The 15,604-nt window shown below is 69.9% G+C and carries 11 protein-coding genes, 1 pseudogene and 1 riboswitch; of the genes and pseudogenes, 5 read left to right on the top strand and 7 right to left on the bottom strand.

The features are described 5' to 3' along the window. Nucleotides 1–69 precede the first annotated feature (69 nt). Together LG395_RS12110 and mctP are read left to right on the top strand one after the other, a co-directional pair. Nucleotides 70–333 (top strand): DUF3311 domain-containing protein, encoded by a 264-nt coding sequence (locus LG395_RS12110; protein WP_171152947.1) that lies wholly within the window; start codon nucleotides 70–72, stop codon nucleotides 331–333. Next, nucleotides 330–1,958: a monocarboxylate uptake permease MctP gene (gene mctP, locus LG395_RS12105; RefSeq protein WP_171152948.1), complete on the top strand. Its 1,629-nt coding sequence runs from the start codon at nucleotides 330–332 to the stop codon at nucleotides 1,956–1,958. The genes LG395_RS12110 and mctP overlap by 4 nt, the downstream gene beginning before the upstream one ends. A gap of 64 nt (nucleotides 1,959–2,022) precedes the next feature. Here mctP and LG395_RS12100 read toward each other — a convergent pair whose 3' ends face one another. Further along, on the bottom strand, nucleotides 2,023–5,640 hold the full coding sequence (locus tag LG395_RS12100) for an NACHT domain-containing protein (RefSeq protein ID WP_225809350.1): 3,618 nt from the start codon (nucleotides 5,638–5,640) through the stop codon (nucleotides 2,023–2,025). A 338-nt stretch (nucleotides 5,641–5,978) separates the two neighbouring features. Further along, nucleotides 5,979–6,057: riboswitch (cobalamin riboswitch) on the top strand. 144 nt (nucleotides 6,058–6,201) lie between these two features. On the opposite strand from LG395_RS12100, the gene LG395_RS12095 reads away from it, so the two are divergent. Together LG395_RS12095 and LG395_RS12090 are read left to right on the top strand one after the other, a co-directional pair. Further along, nucleotides 6,202–8,559: a ribonucleoside-diphosphate reductase subunit alpha gene (locus tag LG395_RS12095; protein ID WP_225809349.1), complete on the top strand. Its 2,358-nt coding sequence runs from the start codon at nucleotides 6,202–6,204 to the stop codon at nucleotides 8,557–8,559. After that, nucleotides 8,559–9,572: a ribonucleotide-diphosphate reductase subunit beta gene (locus tag LG395_RS12090; protein ID WP_171152954.1), complete on the top strand. Its 1,014-nt coding sequence runs from the start codon at nucleotides 8,559–8,561 to the stop codon at nucleotides 9,570–9,572. The genes LG395_RS12095 and LG395_RS12090 overlap by 1 nt, the downstream gene beginning before the upstream one ends. A 7-nt stretch (nucleotides 9,573–9,579) precedes the next feature. On the opposite strand, the pseudogene LG395_RS12085 reads toward LG395_RS12090, so the two are convergent. Together LG395_RS12085 and LG395_RS12080 are read right to left on the bottom strand one after the other, a co-directional pair. Beyond that, nucleotides 9,580–9,765 (bottom strand): annotated as a pseudogene (locus LG395_RS12085) (hypothetical protein); the annotation flags it as partial. A 56-nt stretch (nucleotides 9,766–9,821) separates the two neighbouring features. Beyond that, nucleotides 9,822–10,052 carry a hypothetical protein gene (locus LG395_RS12080; RefSeq protein ID WP_372463222.1) on the bottom strand — a complete coding sequence of 77 codons (231 nt, stop codon included), beginning with the start codon at nucleotides 10,050–10,052 and terminating at the stop codon, nucleotides 9,822–9,824. A gap of 78 nt (nucleotides 10,053–10,130) precedes the next feature. On the opposite strand from LG395_RS12080, the gene LG395_RS12075 reads away from it, so the two are divergent. After that, entirely contained in the window at nucleotides 10,131–11,093 is a 963-nt protein-coding gene (locus LG395_RS12075; protein ID WP_225809348.1) for a GlxA family transcriptional regulator, read from the top strand. Between the two features lie 21 nt (nucleotides 11,094–11,114). On the opposite strand, the gene LG395_RS12070 is transcribed toward LG395_RS12075, so the two are convergent. The 4 genes from LG395_RS12070 to LG395_RS12055 form a co-directional block, all read right to left on the bottom strand. Continuing rightward, on the bottom strand, nucleotides 11,115–12,521 hold the full coding sequence (locus tag LG395_RS12070) for a bifunctional albaflavenone monooxygenase/terpene synthase (protein ID WP_171152958.1): 1,407 nt from the start codon (nucleotides 12,519–12,521) through the stop codon (nucleotides 11,115–11,117). Next, nucleotides 12,518–13,603, bottom strand: a complete 1,086-nt coding sequence (gene cyc1 / locus LG395_RS12065; RefSeq protein ID WP_225809347.1) for an epi-isozizaene synthase — start codon at nucleotides 13,601–13,603, stop codon at nucleotides 12,518–12,520. The genes LG395_RS12070 and cyc1 overlap by 4 nt, the downstream gene beginning before the upstream one ends. A 291-nt stretch (nucleotides 13,604–13,894) precedes the next feature. After that, complete coding sequence (gene def / locus LG395_RS12060; RefSeq protein WP_171152960.1) at nucleotides 13,895–14,545, bottom strand: peptide deformylase; 651 nt, start codon at nucleotides 14,543–14,545, stop codon at nucleotides 13,895–13,897. A 65-nt stretch (nucleotides 14,546–14,610) separates the two neighbouring features. Beyond that, nucleotides 14,611–15,591, bottom strand: coding sequence for a tetratricopeptide repeat protein (locus LG395_RS12055; protein ID WP_171152962.1), 981 nt, complete (start codon nucleotides 15,589–15,591; stop codon nucleotides 14,611–14,613). Nucleotides 15,592–15,604: the final 13 nt, after the last annotated feature.

Here is a 15,604-nt window from a genome sequence, read left to right as displayed (position 1 = left end):
TCCCGGGACACCGTCACCTAGATTGCCTGCGCATTACACAGGTGATCAGCGAGGGGACGGAGCCGTGGCATGTCGGAAACGCCTGAAGTGAGACCACCGGTGATAACACCGGTCAGGGTGGTCATCGCCCTGTGTCTCGTCGCGCCCTTCGTGGCGATGCTGTGGGTCGGCTCGTACGCCAAGACGGATCCCGCGTTCATCGGGATCCCCTTCTTCTACTGGTACCAGATGCTCTGGGTGCTGATCTCCACCGCGCTCACCATGCTGGCGTACAAGCTGTGGCAGCGTGACCAGCGTGCCCGCCAGGACACGAACGGGGGTGCGGTGAAGTGAAGGACGGCGTCAACGGCGTCGCGCTCGGCGTCTTCATCTTCTTCTTCCTGGCCGTCACGGTCATGGGCTTCCTGGCCGCGCGCTGGCGCAGGGCCGAGAACGAGCACTCCCTGGACGAGTGGGGCCTGGGCGGCCGGTCCTTCGGCACCTGGGTCACCTGGTTCCTGCTGGGCGGCGACCTGTACACGGCGTACACCTTCGTCGCCGTCCCGGCGGCGATCTACGCGGCGGGCGCGTCCGGCTTCTTCGCGGTGCCGTACACGATCCTGGTGTACCCGCTGATCTTCACGTTCCTGCCCCGTCTGTGGTCGGTCTCGCACCGCCACGGGTACGTCACCACCTCCGACTTCGTGCGCGGCCGGTTCGGCTCGAAGAGCCTGTCGCTGGCGGTGGCGGTGACCGGCATCCTGGCGACGATGCCGTACATCGCGCTCCAGCTCGTCGGCATCCAGGCGGTGCTGGACGTGATGGGCGTCGGCGGCGGCGAGAACACCAACTGGTTCGTCAAGGACCTGCCGCTGCTCATCGCCTTCGGCGTGCTGGCGGCCTACACCTACTCGTCCGGTCTGCGCGCCCCCGCGCTGATCGCGTTCGTCAAGGACGCCCTGATCTACATCGTCATCGCGGTGGCGATCATCTACATCCCGATCAAGCTGGGCGGATTCGACGACGTCTTCGCCAAGGCGGGCCAGGCGTTCAGCCAGGTGAATCCGGCCACGCACAAGCCGCGCGGGGCGCTGGCTCCGGGCGAGGCGAGCCAGTGGACGTACGCCACGCTGGCCCTCGGCTCCGCGCTGGCGCTGTTCATGTACCCGCACTCGATCACCGCGACCCTGTCGTCCAGGAGCCGTGAGGTGATCCGCCGCAACACCACGATCCTGCCGCTGTACTCCCTCATGCTGGGGCTGCTGGCGCTGCTGGGCTTCATGGCGATCGCGGCCGGTGTGAAGGTCACCAACGGCCAGCTGGCGATCCCCCAGCTGTTCGAGGACATGTTCCCGGACTGGTTCGCGGGCGTCGCGTTCGCGGCGATCGGCATCGGCGCACTGGTCCCGGCGGCGATCATGTCCATCGCGGCGGCCAACCTCTTCACCCGCAACATCTACAAGGACTTCATCAAGCCCGACGCGACGGCGGAGCAGGAGACCAAGGTCTCCAAGCTGGTCTCGCTGCTGGTGAAGGTGGGCGCGCTGGTCTTCGTCCTCACGATGGACAAGACGGTCGCCATCAACTTCCAGCTGCTCGGCGGCATCTGGATCCTGCAGACCTTCCCGGCGCTGGTGGGTGGCCTGTTCACCCGCTGGTTCCACCGCTGGGCGCTGCTCGCCGGCTGGGCGGTCGGCATGATCTACGGCACGGCCGCGGCCTACGGCATCGCCTCGCCGACGCAGAAGCACTTCGGCGGCAACGCCAAGGAGATCCCCGGCATCGGGGAGATCGGCTACATCGGCCTCACCGCGTTCGTCCTGAACGTCCTGGTCACCGTCGTCCTCACCTTCGTGCTGAAGGCCGTCAAGGCTCCCGAGGGCGTCGACGAGACCAAGCCGGAGGACTACACGGCGGACGCCGGCGACCCCGGCGTCCAGGTGGAGCTTCCCCCGGCCACCGCGGGCAGCGCGCACTAGGGTCTTTCGTCCGGATCCGGCATGATCCGGACCAGAGGCCCCAGTCCGCGTCCCGGCCGGGCGCTCAGTCACGCGTGCGCCCGGCCATCGCGTCCCAGAAGCCGTCCAGTTCGCGGACCCGCATGCTCACCCAGGGCGGTGTCTTCCGGTGCACGGTCCGGGGCAGCTTCCGGCGTAGCGGGCCGGGCAGCAGGACCTGCTGCTGGCGGCAGAAGGGCTCGCGGATCTCGCCCCGGGGCACCCCGCCCCGGGGCGGGTACGGGCACAGCTGGAACTTGCAGTCGGGCAGACAGGCGCTGCCCGGCGGGGGCGGGGCGGAAGTGCCGGGCCGCAGATCGGGCCGTAGCGGCTCGCGGTCCGTGCCGATGCACGGCGGGAGCGGCGTACCGGGGCGCTCGGCGCGGGCGATGCGCTCCTCGACCTCGCTCGGATACCCGTCCCGCTCGATCAGGTTCAGCATGATCAGCACGTCGGCGACGAGGCGCTGGGCGCGCCCGTCGAGGGTGCTCCAGCCCGCGGAGGGCGGGATCCACAGGTTGTGCTTGCGGTAACCGCGGTTGTTCCCGGTGCGCGAGCCGATGTTGTCGGTGACGGTCTTCTCGTCGATCCAGAGGAAGCGTTCGGGCTGCCCGGTCTCCAGCGCCATGGCCACCAGGTCGCCCGCCTCGGCGACGAACGGGTGCAGCACCCGCCGGGGCGCGTCGCCGTCGCCGGGCCCTGCGGGCGCGGGGTTGACCGTGCCCGCCATCGACAGCCAGCGCTGCACCGTCTGCACCGCGTTGGACCCGCCGATCGCCGGCGACGGCTCGCCGGACCCGTCGACGTCGTCCTCCCGCCACACCGCGCTGTCCGCGTCCTGCTCACGGCGGCCGACGCTGTCCGGGAGCTCCCACAGGCACAGCGCCTGAAGCAGCATCACCTGCGCGTACCAGCAGCGTGACTGCTGCAGCACGGTCTCCGCCTGCCGGATCAGATCGGCCCGGCTGCCCGGGTAGGAGTACGGGTGGCGTTTGCGCCGGTTGGCCGCGAACTTGAAGCCCTGGGCCAGCGCGGCCTCCAGCAGCAGGGGCAGGTCGGGGCTGCCGTGGGTGTCCTTCGGATCGAGGTGGCGCAGCCACTTGGTCAGGCGGTCCCGGGCCTCGTCGCGGTGGGCGTCGTCGACGGAGCCCAGCAGCATGGGGAGCATCCAGGCCCGCATCATGAACTCCCTGCACAGCTCGATACGGGCCTTGCGGTACTGCCTCTTGATCTCCTTCCGTTCCTCCTGGAGCCGGTCGATCTCAGCCGACGACGCGTCCCGCGAGGGAACGCGGTCGGCCAGCGCCTTCCGCATCCGCTCCGTCCAGTCGTTGTACCGGTCCCTCTTGCCGGCTCTCAGCCGGCCGACCGCCTTGTCGTACTCCCGGATGGGGTCGGTGTCCAGGCCGATCTTCTCCCGGATGAAGGCGAACGCGTCGTTGCCGCCGCTGCCGACCTCCTGGGCGACCGCCAGGCGCACGGAGTGCGAGGGCTCGCCCTTGCCGATGTGGAAGAGGCGGTCGTACAGCGGCATGGTGTCGGTCTTCTCCGAGGCCGCGCGCAGTGCCGTACCGAGCTGCTTGAGCAGGGCCAGCTTCGCGTCCTCGACGGTGCGGCGGTCACCCTGGATGTCGGGCCAGCGGTCGTGCACCCGCTCGACGATGTCGCACAGCAGCCGTGACCGGCGTTCCACGCTGTCGACCTCCAGGGCCGCCGCGTACAGGTCGAGGGCCTTGGGATCGTTCGCACGGTGGTTCGCGGCCACGAAGAGGCGTTCGGCCAGCGGGTGGCCGTACAGGGGGGCGCGCCGCACCCATTCGGTCCGGGTCTTCCGCCACTCGGCCCCGAGGCTGCCTCCCCTGGCCGAGAGCCTCGCCACCCGGTGGCGGGAGTACAGCACCGCGGCGATGAGCAGTTCACGGCTGGGTCCCGGCGGTCGCAGCGCCTGCTCGATCAGCTCGCCGGCGTCGCGCTCGTCGAGGTGCCGCAGCAGACGGAAGCCGAAGTAGGCCTGCATGATGCTGTGGGGGAAGCGCACCCTCTTCTCGAAGCTCTCCACCAGCTGGAGCCTGTTCGCGTTGGCCGCCAAGTGGGCGAGCGCGCTCTGGCACTGGAACGTGTCGCCCTGGGCCAGACGCTCCCTCTGTTCCTGGCTCAGATGCTCGCAGAGCGTGTCCCAGATCCGCTCCCGGTGCCACTCCGAGAAGGCGTTCCCGCGCTTGTCGTAGTGGTGGGAACCGGGTCTGCCGTCCCACATGTGCCCCGCCCGGGCCCAAGTCCGCCGCGCCGGACCGGGGTGTACGGCGTCGCCCAGCAACTCGGCGAAACCGACCTCCAGCTTGTCCTGGAGCAGTCCGATGCAGGCGAGCGCCGAGACCACCTCCAGGGTGTCGCCGCGCTCCTGCGGGCTCAGCTCGACGTCCCCGCGCAGCCGGCCCTCCCGCACCGCGAGGTCCCAGGTCTCGAGCAGCCACAGCCGCAGCGTGCTGCGGTCCCAGCTACGGGTGTCCAGCCGGTCCCTGTCCTCGCGCGGACGGTCGCGTTCCAGGCCGCCGTGGTGGTGCAGTTCACGGGCGATCTGCAGGTAGATGGGCGACTCCGTGACCTCCGCGGTCTCCACGATCCAGTCCACGCGGCGCTCGTCCGTCTCCGGGATCCGGGCCTCGACGAAGTACAGCGCCTCCTCCTCGCTGAGCGGCTCCAGCTCCACGATCGCGGCGGGGGTGCTCTCCAGCGGACTGTGCGGCCGCGACGCGATGACGAGCGGCAGCTTCTCCTCGTGGGCGCACTCGATGGCCCTGCGGATGATGTTGTCCCTGTCCTCCTGGAGGCGCTCGTCGAGGACCGCCTCCTCCAGGCCGTCGGCGAGGACGACCACCTTGTCGTCGGCGAGAAGTTGCTGCCAGACCCGGTCGTTCTTGGTGCGTGCGAGGATGCCGCGGGGTGCTTCCTCGGCGAACCGTTCCCTGGCCATGCGCTCGAAGTTCAGATCGGCGCCGGTGGCGTCCCGCAGCCGGATCGGCACGGGCACGGCGTGCTGCCGGGCGAGCAGTTCCGTGAGCCGCACCAGGACGGCCGTCTTGCCCGTGCCCACACCACCGACGAGCACGTAGGGCCTGCGGGTCTCGCGCTGCCGCAGCCGTTGGGCGATGACCCTGGCGATCTCCTCGCGGCCCACGATCTCGGCGATGTCGGGGCCGGCGGTGGGGACCAGTTTGCGGGGCTGCCTGCGCGCCTTCGCGAGGTAGCGCCGCTTGGTCCACCAGTACCAGAAGAACAGGAAGAGGGCGGCGGCGATCGAGGCGGAGAGCACCGGACCGACGAAGCGGAGGAGGGCGTCGAAGCCCGCGTTGTCCTTCCGCCACGTCTCGAACCGCGTCGTGTGGTGCGTGACCAGGATGTACACGCCCTCCACGGCCCACGCCAGGACGGCGAGGGCGGCGAGGGCCCAGACGACCCGGTTCGCGTTGGTGTAGGAGGCCCATCTGCGCCACTTGCGGGGGCGGGTGGTGTCGAGCCGGGCTTCCGACCTGATGGTCAGGTGGTGCCAGTAGCCCAAAAGGTACCGTCTGCCCCGGCGCCACGCCCGTCGCACGTACAGCGTCGCCATCGGCGCGTTGCGTGGCCGTTCCTTGCCCGGTGGGTGACGGACGATGCGCGTCATGGTGCGTTCTCCTTCCGAGACCAGCCTTCGGCACGGAGGACCCCACGAAGCACCTGCTTCCATGTAAACATGGGCATTCCGACCCGCAACTCGGCAGGCCGGGGCGCGGGCGAGGCGCTGGTGCGGGTCTGCGTCGAGTGCGCCCGCCACGGAGGGCCGCGTGCGCGTGGCCCTCTCCACCCAGCGGACCACGCACACCGCCCGGAACCCCCTGCCGGGCCGGGACGACCTCACGCTCCTCGCGTACGAGTTGATCCTCTGAGGCCGGGTCAACACTACATCTGGGGGTGACATGGCAGCCCGGCACTAGATGTATGCTCATCCTCGCTGTCGTCGCAGGGGAATCCGGTGTGAATCCGGAACTGTCCCGCAACGGTGTACCCGTGTGCCCCCGCACGCGCGTCGAGTCCGACACCCTGCCGACGGTGCACCCGGCCGTCCAGGCCCGGGTGGTTCTGACGTCCGGGCCTCGTGGAATGGGCCGGTGGACGCGACGCCGTGCGCGCTCGTGACCGCCCCTGCCTCCCGCCAGGCCCCGTGCCGAGCGAGGGAGAGCCCCACGTGACCATCGCGCCAGCCGACCCGGCTTCAGTGAGCGAGCCGGAGACCGACGGCCCCGGTGCCGCGCTGCTGCGGACCCTGACCGAGCTGACCGCCGACCTGCCCGACGCCGACCCGGGCCGGGTGGCCGCTGCCGCGCTGCGCGGCCGGTCCGCCCGCGCCGACGAGGCGGAGCTGCGGGAGCTGGCCACGGAGGCCGCCGCCGGCCTGATCTCCGAGGACCCCGCGTACTCGAGGCTGGCCGCCCGGCTGCTGACCCTCGCCATCCGGGACGAGGCCGCCTCCCAGGGCGTGACGTCCTTCACCGAGTCGGTCGCGGTCGGCCACCGCGAGGGCCTGATCGCCGACCGCACCGCCGAGTTCGTGCGGCTGCACGCCGAGCGCCTGGACGCGCTGGTCGACCTCGCGGCCGACGACCGCTTCGGCTACTTCGGTCTGCGCACCCTGCACAGCCGCTACCTGCTGCGCCACCCGCTCACCCGCAAGGTCGTGGAGACGCCCCAGCACTTCCTACTGCGCGTGGCGAGCGGCCTGGCGGAGGACGACACGACCCGCTCCGTGGACGAAGTGGCGGCGCTGTACCGGCTGATGAGCCGCCTGGACTACCTGCCGTCCTCCCCCACCCTCTTCAACTCCGGCACCCGACACCCCCAGATGTCGTCCTGCTACCTGCTGGACTCCCCGCTGGACGAGCTGGACTCCATCTACGACCGCTACCACCAGGTCGCCCGCCTCTCCAAGCACGCCGGCGGCATCGGCCTGTCGTACTCCCGTGTGCGCTCGCGCGGTTCGCTGATCCGGGGGACGAACGGGCACTCCAACGGGATCGTGCCGTTCCTGAAGACGCTGGACGCGTCGGTGGCGGCGGTGAACCAGGGCGGGCGGCGCAAGGGCGCGGCAGCGGTCTACCTGGAGACCTGGCACTCCGACATCGAGGAGTTCCTGGAGCTGCGGGACAACACCGGCGAGGACGCCCGCCGCACCCACAACCTCAACCTCGCGCACTGGATCCCGGACGAGTTCATGCGCCGGGTCAACGCCGACGGGCAGTGGTCGCTGTTCTCGCCGGCCGACGTGCCCGAGCTGGTCGACCTGTGGGGCGAGGAGTTCGACACCGCCTACCGCAGGGCCGAGGCGGCGGGTCTGGCGAAGAAGACCATCGCGGCGCGGGAGCTGTACGGCCGGATGATGCGCACCCTCGCCCAGACCGGCAACGGCTGGATGACGTTCAAGGACGCGGCCAACCGCACCGCCAACCAGACCGCCGAACCCGGCCACGTCATCCACTCCTCCAACCTCTGCACCGAGATCCTGGAGGTCACCGACGACGGCGAGACGGCCGTCTGCAACCTGGGGTCCGTCAACCTCGGCGCGTTCGTGGACACCACGACCGGGGACATCGACTGGGAGCGGCTGGACGAGACGGTCCGCACGGCCGTCACCTTCCTGGACCGCGTGGTCGACATCAACTTCTACCCCACCGAACAGGCGGGCCGCTCGAACGCGAGGTGGCGCCCGGTCGGCCTGGGTGCGATGGGGCTGCAGGACGTCTTCTTCAAACTCCGCCTGCCCTTCGACTCCCCCGAGGCCAAGGCCCTCTCCACGCGGATCGCCGAGCGGATCATGCTCGCCGCCTACGAGACCTCCGCCGACCTCGCCGAACGCAACGGCCCCCTGCCCGCCTGGAAGCAGACCCGCGCCGCCCGGGGCGTCCTCCACCCCGACCACTACGACGTCGACCTCACCTGGCCCGGACGCTGGGACGCCCTGCGCGAGCGGATCGCGGAGACGGGCATGCGCAACTCGCTCCTCCTCGCGATCGCGCCGACGGCCACGATCGCGTCGATCGCGGGGGTATACGAGTGCATCGAGCCCCAGGTCTCCAACCTGTTCAAGCGCGAGACCCTCTCGGGTGAGTTCCTCCAGGTCAACTCCTACCTCGTGCAGGACCTGAAGGACCTCGGCGTCTGGGACGCCCGCACCCGCGAAGCCCTGCGCGACTCGGGCGGCTCGATCCAGGACTTCCCCTGGATCCCCGAGGACATCCGCGCCCTGTACCGCACGGCCTGGGAGATCCCCCAACGCGGCCTGATCGACATGGCCGCCGCCCGCACCCCGTTCCTCGACCAGGGCCAGTCCCTGAACCTGTTCCTGGAGACGCCGACGATCGGCAAGCTCTCCTCCATGTACGCCTACGCCTGGAAGTCCGGGCTCAAGACGACGTACTACCTGCGCTCCCGCCCGGCGACCCGCATCGCCCGCGCCGCCCAGGCCGCCGTCCCCGCACAGCAGACCACCACCCCCGAAGCGATCGCCTGCTCCCTGGAAAACCCCGAGTCCTGCGAGGCCTGCCAGTAATGACCACCCGACCCCAGAACCTGCTCGACCCCGGCTTCGAGTTGACTCTCCGCCCCATGCGCTACCCCGACTTCTACGAGCGCTACCGGGACGCCATCAAGAACACCTGGACCGTCGAGGAGGTCGACCTCCACTCCGACGTAGCCGACCTCGCCAAACTGACACCGGAGGAGCAGCACCTCATCGGCCGGCTGGTCGCCTTCTTCGCCACCGGCGACTCGATCGTGGCGAACAACCTGGTGCTGACGCTGTACAAGCACATCAACTCGCCGGAGGCGCGGCTGTACCTGTCGCGCCAGCTCTTCGAGGAGGCCGTCCACGTCCAGTTCTACCTGACCCTCCTGGACACCTACCTCCCCGACCCCGACGACCGCGCCGCCGCCTTCGCCGCCGTGGAGAACATCCCCTCCATCCGCGAGAAAGCGGAGTTCTGCTTCAAGTGGATCAACGAGGTCGAGAAGATCGACCGCCTGGAGTCCACAGCGGACCGCCGGCGCTTCCTGCTCAACCTCATCTGCTTCGCCGCCTGCATCGAGGGACTCTTCTTCTACGGCGCCTTCGCCTACGTCTACTGGTTCCGCAGCCGCGGTCTCCTGCACGGCCTGGCCACCGGCACCAACTGGGTCTTCCGCGACGAGACCATGCACATGAGCTTCGCCTTCGACGTCGTCGACACCGTCCGCAAGGAGGAACCCGGCCTCTTCGACGACCAGCTCCGGCAGCAGGTCACCGACATGCTCCACGAGGCCGTCGAAGCCGAGCTCCAGTTCGCCCGCGACCTGTGCGGCGACGGACTGCCCGGCATGAACACCGACTCCATGCGCCAGTACCTGCAATGCGTCGCCGACCAACGCCTCACCCGTCTCGGCTTCGCCCCCGTCTACGGCTCCGAGAACCCCTTCTCCTTCATGGAACTGCAAGGCGTCCAGGAACTGACGAACTTCTTCGAGCGCCGTCCGTCGGCGTACCAGGTCGCGGTGGAAGGCACCGTCGACCTGGACGAGGACTTCTGACCGGGGGTTACCTCAGCTTCACCGCGTCCCCGGCCGACACGACCCGCGCGGTCGTCGTCGTGCCGGGGAAGTACCAGCGCCAGCCGCCCGCCGAGGTGGCGGTGACCTTGGTGCTGAGCTTTCCGGCGTCGCCCGTGCGCACGGTCTTCACCGTCCGGTAGTGGGCGGCGCCGGCCGCCTTGAACTGCAGCCGTCCAGACGCCGGCCGGCTTTACACAGCGGACGGAGAGGTCTCGGACGCGGTTGCCGTCAGGCGGGGCGGGCCGCGCCGTGGCGCCTTGTGCGGGGCTCGCTCTCCCGCGCCGGCTCGGTGGGCCGGGTCGCCGCCGGCCGCCCGGCCGCCCTGAGCTGGCGGTCGATGCGCCGGTCGCGCACGATGCCGAGCACGGACGGGAGGACCAGGAGGACCAGGATCCCGAGGGTGGCGAGCATTCCGATCAGGCCTTCTATCTGGTTTCCGTTCATGTACACCAGTCTCACGCCGGACACTCCTTACCGGGAGTGGCAGGACTGCCGTAGAGCCTCGAATTACTGCCACTGCCGAGGCACACTGGCAGCATGCTGAAGAACGTGGCCGCCGTGCTGCTGGACGGAGTGCACCCCTTCGAGCTGGGTGTCGTGTGCGAGGTGTTCGGCATCGACCGCAGCGACGACGGACTGCCCGTGTACGACTTCGCCGTGGTGTCGGCGGAGGGACCGGTCCTGAGCACCCACTGCGGGTTCACCGTGTCCACGCCGCACGGCCTGGAGCGGCTCGAAGAGGCCGATCTGATCGCCGTACCGGCCGGGGAGACCTATACGCGGCGCGAGTATCCGGAGGAGCTGCTGGCGGCGCTGCGGCGGGCCGTGGACCGGGGCACCCGGGTGCTCAGCGTCTGCTCCGGGGTGTTCGTGCTGGCGGCGGCGGGGCTGCTGGACGGACGGCGGTGCGCGGCGCACTGGCACAACGCCGAGCAGCTGTCGCGGCGCTACCCACGGCTCACGGTCGAGCCGGACGTGCTGTACGTGGACGAGGATCCCGTGATCACCTCGGCCGGCACCGCCGCCGGGATAGACGCCTGTCTGCACCTCGTGCGCAAGGAGCAGGGACCGGAGGTGGCCAACAAGATCGCCCGTCGGATGGTGGTGCCGCCGCACCGGGACGGCGGGCAGGCGCAGTTCATCGAGCGGCCCCTGCCGAAGGCGCCCTGCGACACGGTCGGTGAGGTGCTCGCCTGGATGGAGGCCCACCTCGACCAGGAGGTGACCGTCGAACAGCTCGCCGCCCGCGCCCACATGGCGCCGCGCACCTTCGCCCGTCGCTTCCAGCAGGAGACCGGGACCACGCCGTACCGGTGGATCCTGCGCCAACGGGTGCTGCTGGCACAGCAGTTGCTGGAGGGTACGGACGAGACGATGGACGCCATCGCCTGGCGCACCGGGTTCGGCACGGCCGCCGCGCTGCGCCACCAGTTCGTCCGGGCGCTGGGGACCACCCCGAACGCCTACCGGCGCGCGTTCCGGGGACCGCAGGCCGCCTGAGCGCGCGCCGGTACAGGCGGTCTACCAGGGCATCGCCCGCAGCAGCAGGTTCTGCGGGCGGAGCGTGATGCCCACGCGGGTGGTGTCGTCGGACCCGCCGACCTGCTCGAAGCGGTACTTGGCGGAGACCGCCGCGGTGATCAGGCTCAGCTGGGTCATGGAGAAGTGGTCGCTGGGGCACTTGCGGTTGCCCACGCTGAACGGGCTCATCGCGTACTTGGGCACCTCCTTGGCCCGCTCGGGCAGCCAGCGGTCGGGGTCGAAGTCGAGGTGGCGGGTGTAGGAGCGGGCGTCGCGCTGGATGGCGTACGGGCTGTAGACGATGTCCGCCCCGGCCGGAATGCGATAGCCGCCGAGCGCGGTGTCGCTCACCGCGCGCCGCGTCAATATCCATACGGCGGGCCGGAGTCGCATGGCCTCGACGACGACATTGTTGGTGTGCGTGAGCGAGCGGACGTGCTCGAATCCGACCGGTCGGCCACCGGTCACGGATTCGACCTCGGTCCGTACCTTCTCGGCGTGTTCCGGATGCGCGGCGAGGACCTGGAGCAGCCACATGATCGTGGACGCGACCGTTTCGCTGCCGGGGGTGAGTATGGCGACGACCTGGTCGTGGATCTCCTGTTCCCCGATGGGGTCGCCATTGTCGTCCTTCGCTTCCAGCAATGCCGTCAGCAAATCGTTCGGCTTTTGACCAGATTCCCTCCGCTCCGCGACGATCTCGTCCACCAGCAGATGCAGATCGGCCAGCGCCCGGTTGAATTCGCGGTTGGCCGGGAACGGCAGCCGGTAGAGCGGGCCGAGCGGGATCACCATCCGGCGGTACATGCCACGGAAGACGGTGGCGAGATCGATGCTGAGCCGTTCCGCGCGCTCGTCCATGTAGTCGCCGCGCAGCAGGCAGCGGGCCGCGATGCGGACGGCGACCCGGAAGGACTCGGAGGTGCAGTCGATGGTGCCCCCGGGTTTCCAGCGGTCGGTCAGGGCGTGCGCCTCCTCCTCCATGACCGGGCCGTAACCGGGTATCGCGTCCAGCCGGAACGCGGGCTGTATGGTGCGCCGCTGCCGGCGGTGCCGGGGGCCGTTCGCGGTGGCCACGCCCTCCTTGCCGAGCAGGCCCTCGAGCGATTCCCACAGCGGGCCGTCGATCTTGAAGTCGGGGTTCAGGGCCAGTGCTCCGGTGAGCGCCGGGGTGGTGACGGCGTACACCGTCTTGGGGCCGAGCTTCAGCCGGACGACGTCTCCGTGGTCACGCAGCCCGGACATGAAGGCGAGCGGGTCGCGGACCAGCTTCAGACCGTGCCCGAGGACCGGTACGGCGCCTCCGGCCAGGGGCGGTTCACGCAGGTCGGACGTCGCGGGGTGCGCGGGCGTCCCCGTGGCCGCGGGCGTCCCGGGGTTCGCGGGCTGTACCGACTCGACGGTCATTTCTCACCTGCCGCTTCGTTCGTGACGTACGGGGGCGTGGAGCGGTCGTCCCAGCTGTCGACCCTGTACCGGCCGGACTCGTGGTGGAACCAGTAGACGGAGCTGAACCAGTTGCGCATATTGCCGACACAGGACTGGACCGCGGTGCTCAGCTCCTTTCCGCGGACCGTTCCGTCGTCGAGCTCGCGGGCGAACCTCAGCGCGCTCCGTTCGGCCAGGAGGAATTCGCTGACACATTCCTCGATGCGCCGCCTGACGTCGTCCACCGCCTCTTCGAGAGTCAGCTTCTTGTGGGTGATGAGGCTGATTCCGAGATTGTGCACCTCGTCGCCCGCTATTTCCTTCGGAAGCGAACAGAGGTCGTTGTACCAGGCGGCGAATTCCTGACTGAGAAGGGCCGCCCGACGGTAGGCCGGGTTTTTCCGAACATGGTCCGGTAGTTCGCATCCGGCACTGGGTTCGAGCAGGTCGGTCCATATCCAGTGCGCGAAGGTGAGCCGGCGCAGCGCGAGGTATTCCTCGACACCGGGTATGTATCCCTCGGTGCGGTTGCGGAATTCACGGTCGTAGGCCTCGACGACCGCGTGGAAGTGGCGGGCGAACCGCTGGTTCCAGGTGGGTGAAAGGAAGCCGTACAGCCGCAGCACGCTGTCCGCGAAGCCCGCCACCAGCGGGTCGGGGTGGTGCAGATGGTGCCTGGGTGCGTCCAGGGCCGCGTGCAGCCGGTGCCGCAGCCGTCGCCAGTCGCCCGCCCGGCCGTGCACGATGTCGCGGTCGTGGCGGTCGTCCCAGACGAAGAACCAGGCGCTGTAGTCGGCTATGGCCTGGAGGACCTCGTCGGGGGCACCGGTGTAGTACCCCGCCATGAGGTCGGTGTAGCACAGGCCATCGGCATATTCCTGGACCTTGGCCGGCGGCATGAGCCGTTTTTCCAGGAGCCAGAGCCGGGTCTTCTCCTGGAGCCGTGGCCAATACGGATGCCGTTGCCGTGGAAAGGCGGACTCGATCACCGGCAGTGCCAGTGAGGGTGGGACCACGACCGCCGTCTGCGTCGCTGTGGTGCTGTGTGGGAAAGCCTGCACGAACAAACCCCTCTCAGCCGCCAGGAGCGCACACCCCTCCCGTTGTGCCGGGCGTGCGCCGTTGCGTGTCCCGCACTTCCATTCAGCACCACAACTGACCGCCGTGGGAACGGATTTGCCTCATTCACCACCCCTAGGCGCCCCGAATCCCCCCTTGTGTGACTGGTTAAGGATCACCGGGGCCCTGGAAGGGACCGGTTGTTCGACGCACGAACGAGCGGGACACGGCAACGCGAAGGCGCCCCGCCCGGGAAGAATCCCGGACGGGGCGCCCCGAGTGCGCGGCGTCGCTCAGTCGTTGGCGACCACGGGGTAGCGTGGCTCGTTCTCCGCCATCTGCCGCAGCGCGTCCTTGCGGTCCCGCTTCGACAGCCGGTCGATGTACAGGTAGCCGTAGAGGTGGTCGGTCTCGTGCTGCAAACAGCGGGCGAAGTAGCCGGTGCCGCGGACCTTGACCGGGTTGCCCAGCTCGTCCTGGCCGGTCACCTCGGCGTAGTCGGGGCGGGCGAGCGACGCGTAGGCCGTGGGCACGGACAGGCAGCCCTCGTTGCTGTCGTCCAGCCGGCGCTTCTCGGCGGGCAGGTCGACGAGCCTCGGGTTGCAGACCACGCCCACGTGCCGGACGCCCTCGTCGTCCTGGCAGTCGTAGACGAAGACCTTCAGGTCGACACCGATCTGGTTGGCGGCCAGGCCCACGCCCTCGGCGGTGCGCTGGCTGGCGAACATGTCGGCGACGAGCTGCTGGAGCTCCTCGCCGAAGTCGGTGACGTCCTTGCACTCCTTGTGCAGCACCGGGTTGCCGACGACCGTGATCGGCCGGGAGGTGCCGCGCTCGCGCCAGGCCCTCTCGCGCTCCTCGCAGTCCTCCGTGTCGACGACATAGCCCTCGCCGTCGACGGGGAGCACGCCCGCGTGCTGCTGATCGGTGTCCTGCTGCGCCATGACCGACGTACGCCTTCCTCAAAGAACAGGGCAGAGATGTTGCTGATACAGGGTACGGCGCCCGCTCAGCAGACCTCTTCCAGATCGCGCCAGTCCCGCGAGTCCGGGCTGTCGGCGACCCATCCGTCGAGAAGCCCCCGCACGAGGGACGCCGGGGCCGCGACACCGCACTCCCGCTCCGGCACCCACAGCTGCCCGTCCGTGCGGTGCCCGAGCGGCCCCGGGTGACCCGGCTCGCTGTGGTCGTGCGGGTCCAGGTGCACCCCGTCGCCCTCGTCGGACGGCATGCGGGACTCGCTGCACATCCGGCACAGCAGCCGTACCGACGACGACCAGTCCTCCGCCGCGAAGCCCGCGTCCGCGGCGAGTTGCTCCAGCGCGTCCCGGTCGGCCTCGGTGGCCGCCTCCAGCAGGACCACCCAGGTGGGGACGGGCGACGGCGCCCACAGCTCGATCTCGTCGAAGACCGGGTAGGAGTGCCCGTCCGAGGTGGTGCGCTCGCCGTGCGGGACGCCGTCGTGCAGCACGACCTCCCCCCAGCGCCGCCCGGACGAGGGCAGCGGGATCGACAGCACCTCGATCCGCGCGGGGTCCAGCCGGCGGCCCCAGACGACCTCGGCCTCGCCTTCCGGGGAGAGCCGTACGGCCGCGCTGCCCAGCTCCATGCCGACGGGCTCGGCGGAGGCCGCGGCTCCGCCGGGCACCTTCAGCCCGTACGCCTGCCAGGCGCGGCGGGCCAGCGGCCAGTCCTGCAGGGCGGTCGCGGCGATGCCGACGTTCCACCAGTCGGGCGCCCCGGTCTCCCGTTCGAGCAGGGCGACCGCGCGCAGTCCGGCCGCGCGCGCCTGCTCCCAGTCGTGCCGGAACTTGTGCAGCAGGGCCAGGTTGAACCAGGACTCCGACAGCCAGGGTTCCAGATCGGCGGCCCGTGTCAGCAGCTCGCCCGCGTCCTCGTACCGGCCGTCGCCGATGAGCGTGAACGCCCGGTCGGTGGCCTGCCGCCAGGAGGCGGAGGGCCGGTGCCGTCCCTTGCCGAAGATCCTCACGATTCCCGCCTGC

It is taken from the genome of Streptomyces spinosus (genome assembly GCF_020400655.1).
Lineage (GTDB): Bacteria > Actinomycetota > Actinomycetes > Streptomycetales > Streptomycetaceae > Streptomyces > Streptomyces argyrophylli.
The sequence above is the reverse complement of the archived record's forward strand: the minus strand, read 5'-3'. Positions and strand labels throughout refer to the sequence as shown.

Coding starts and splice junctions, on each gene's coding strand:
- LG395_RS12110 (WP_171152947.1), top strand. CDS start 70: ATGTCGGAAACGCCTGAAGTGAGACCACCGGTGATAACACCGGTCAGG.
- LG395_RS12100 (WP_225809350.1), bottom strand. CDS start 5,640: ATGACGCGCATCGTCCGTCACCCACCGGGCAAGGAACGGCCACGCAAC.
- LG395_RS12090 (WP_171152954.1), top strand. CDS start 8,559: ATGACCACCCGACCCCAGAACCTGCTCGACCCCGGCTTCGAGTTGACT.
- LG395_RS12075 (WP_225809348.1), top strand. CDS start 10,131: ATGCTGAAGAACGTGGCCGCCGTGCTGCTGGACGGAGTGCACCCCTTC.
- LG395_RS12070 (WP_171152958.1), bottom strand. CDS start 12,521: ATGACCGTCGAGTCGGTACAGCCCGCGAACCCCGGGACGCCCGCGGCC.
- def (WP_171152960.1), bottom strand. CDS start 14,545: ATGGCGCAGCAGGACACCGATCAGCAGCACGCGGGCGTGCTCCCCGTC.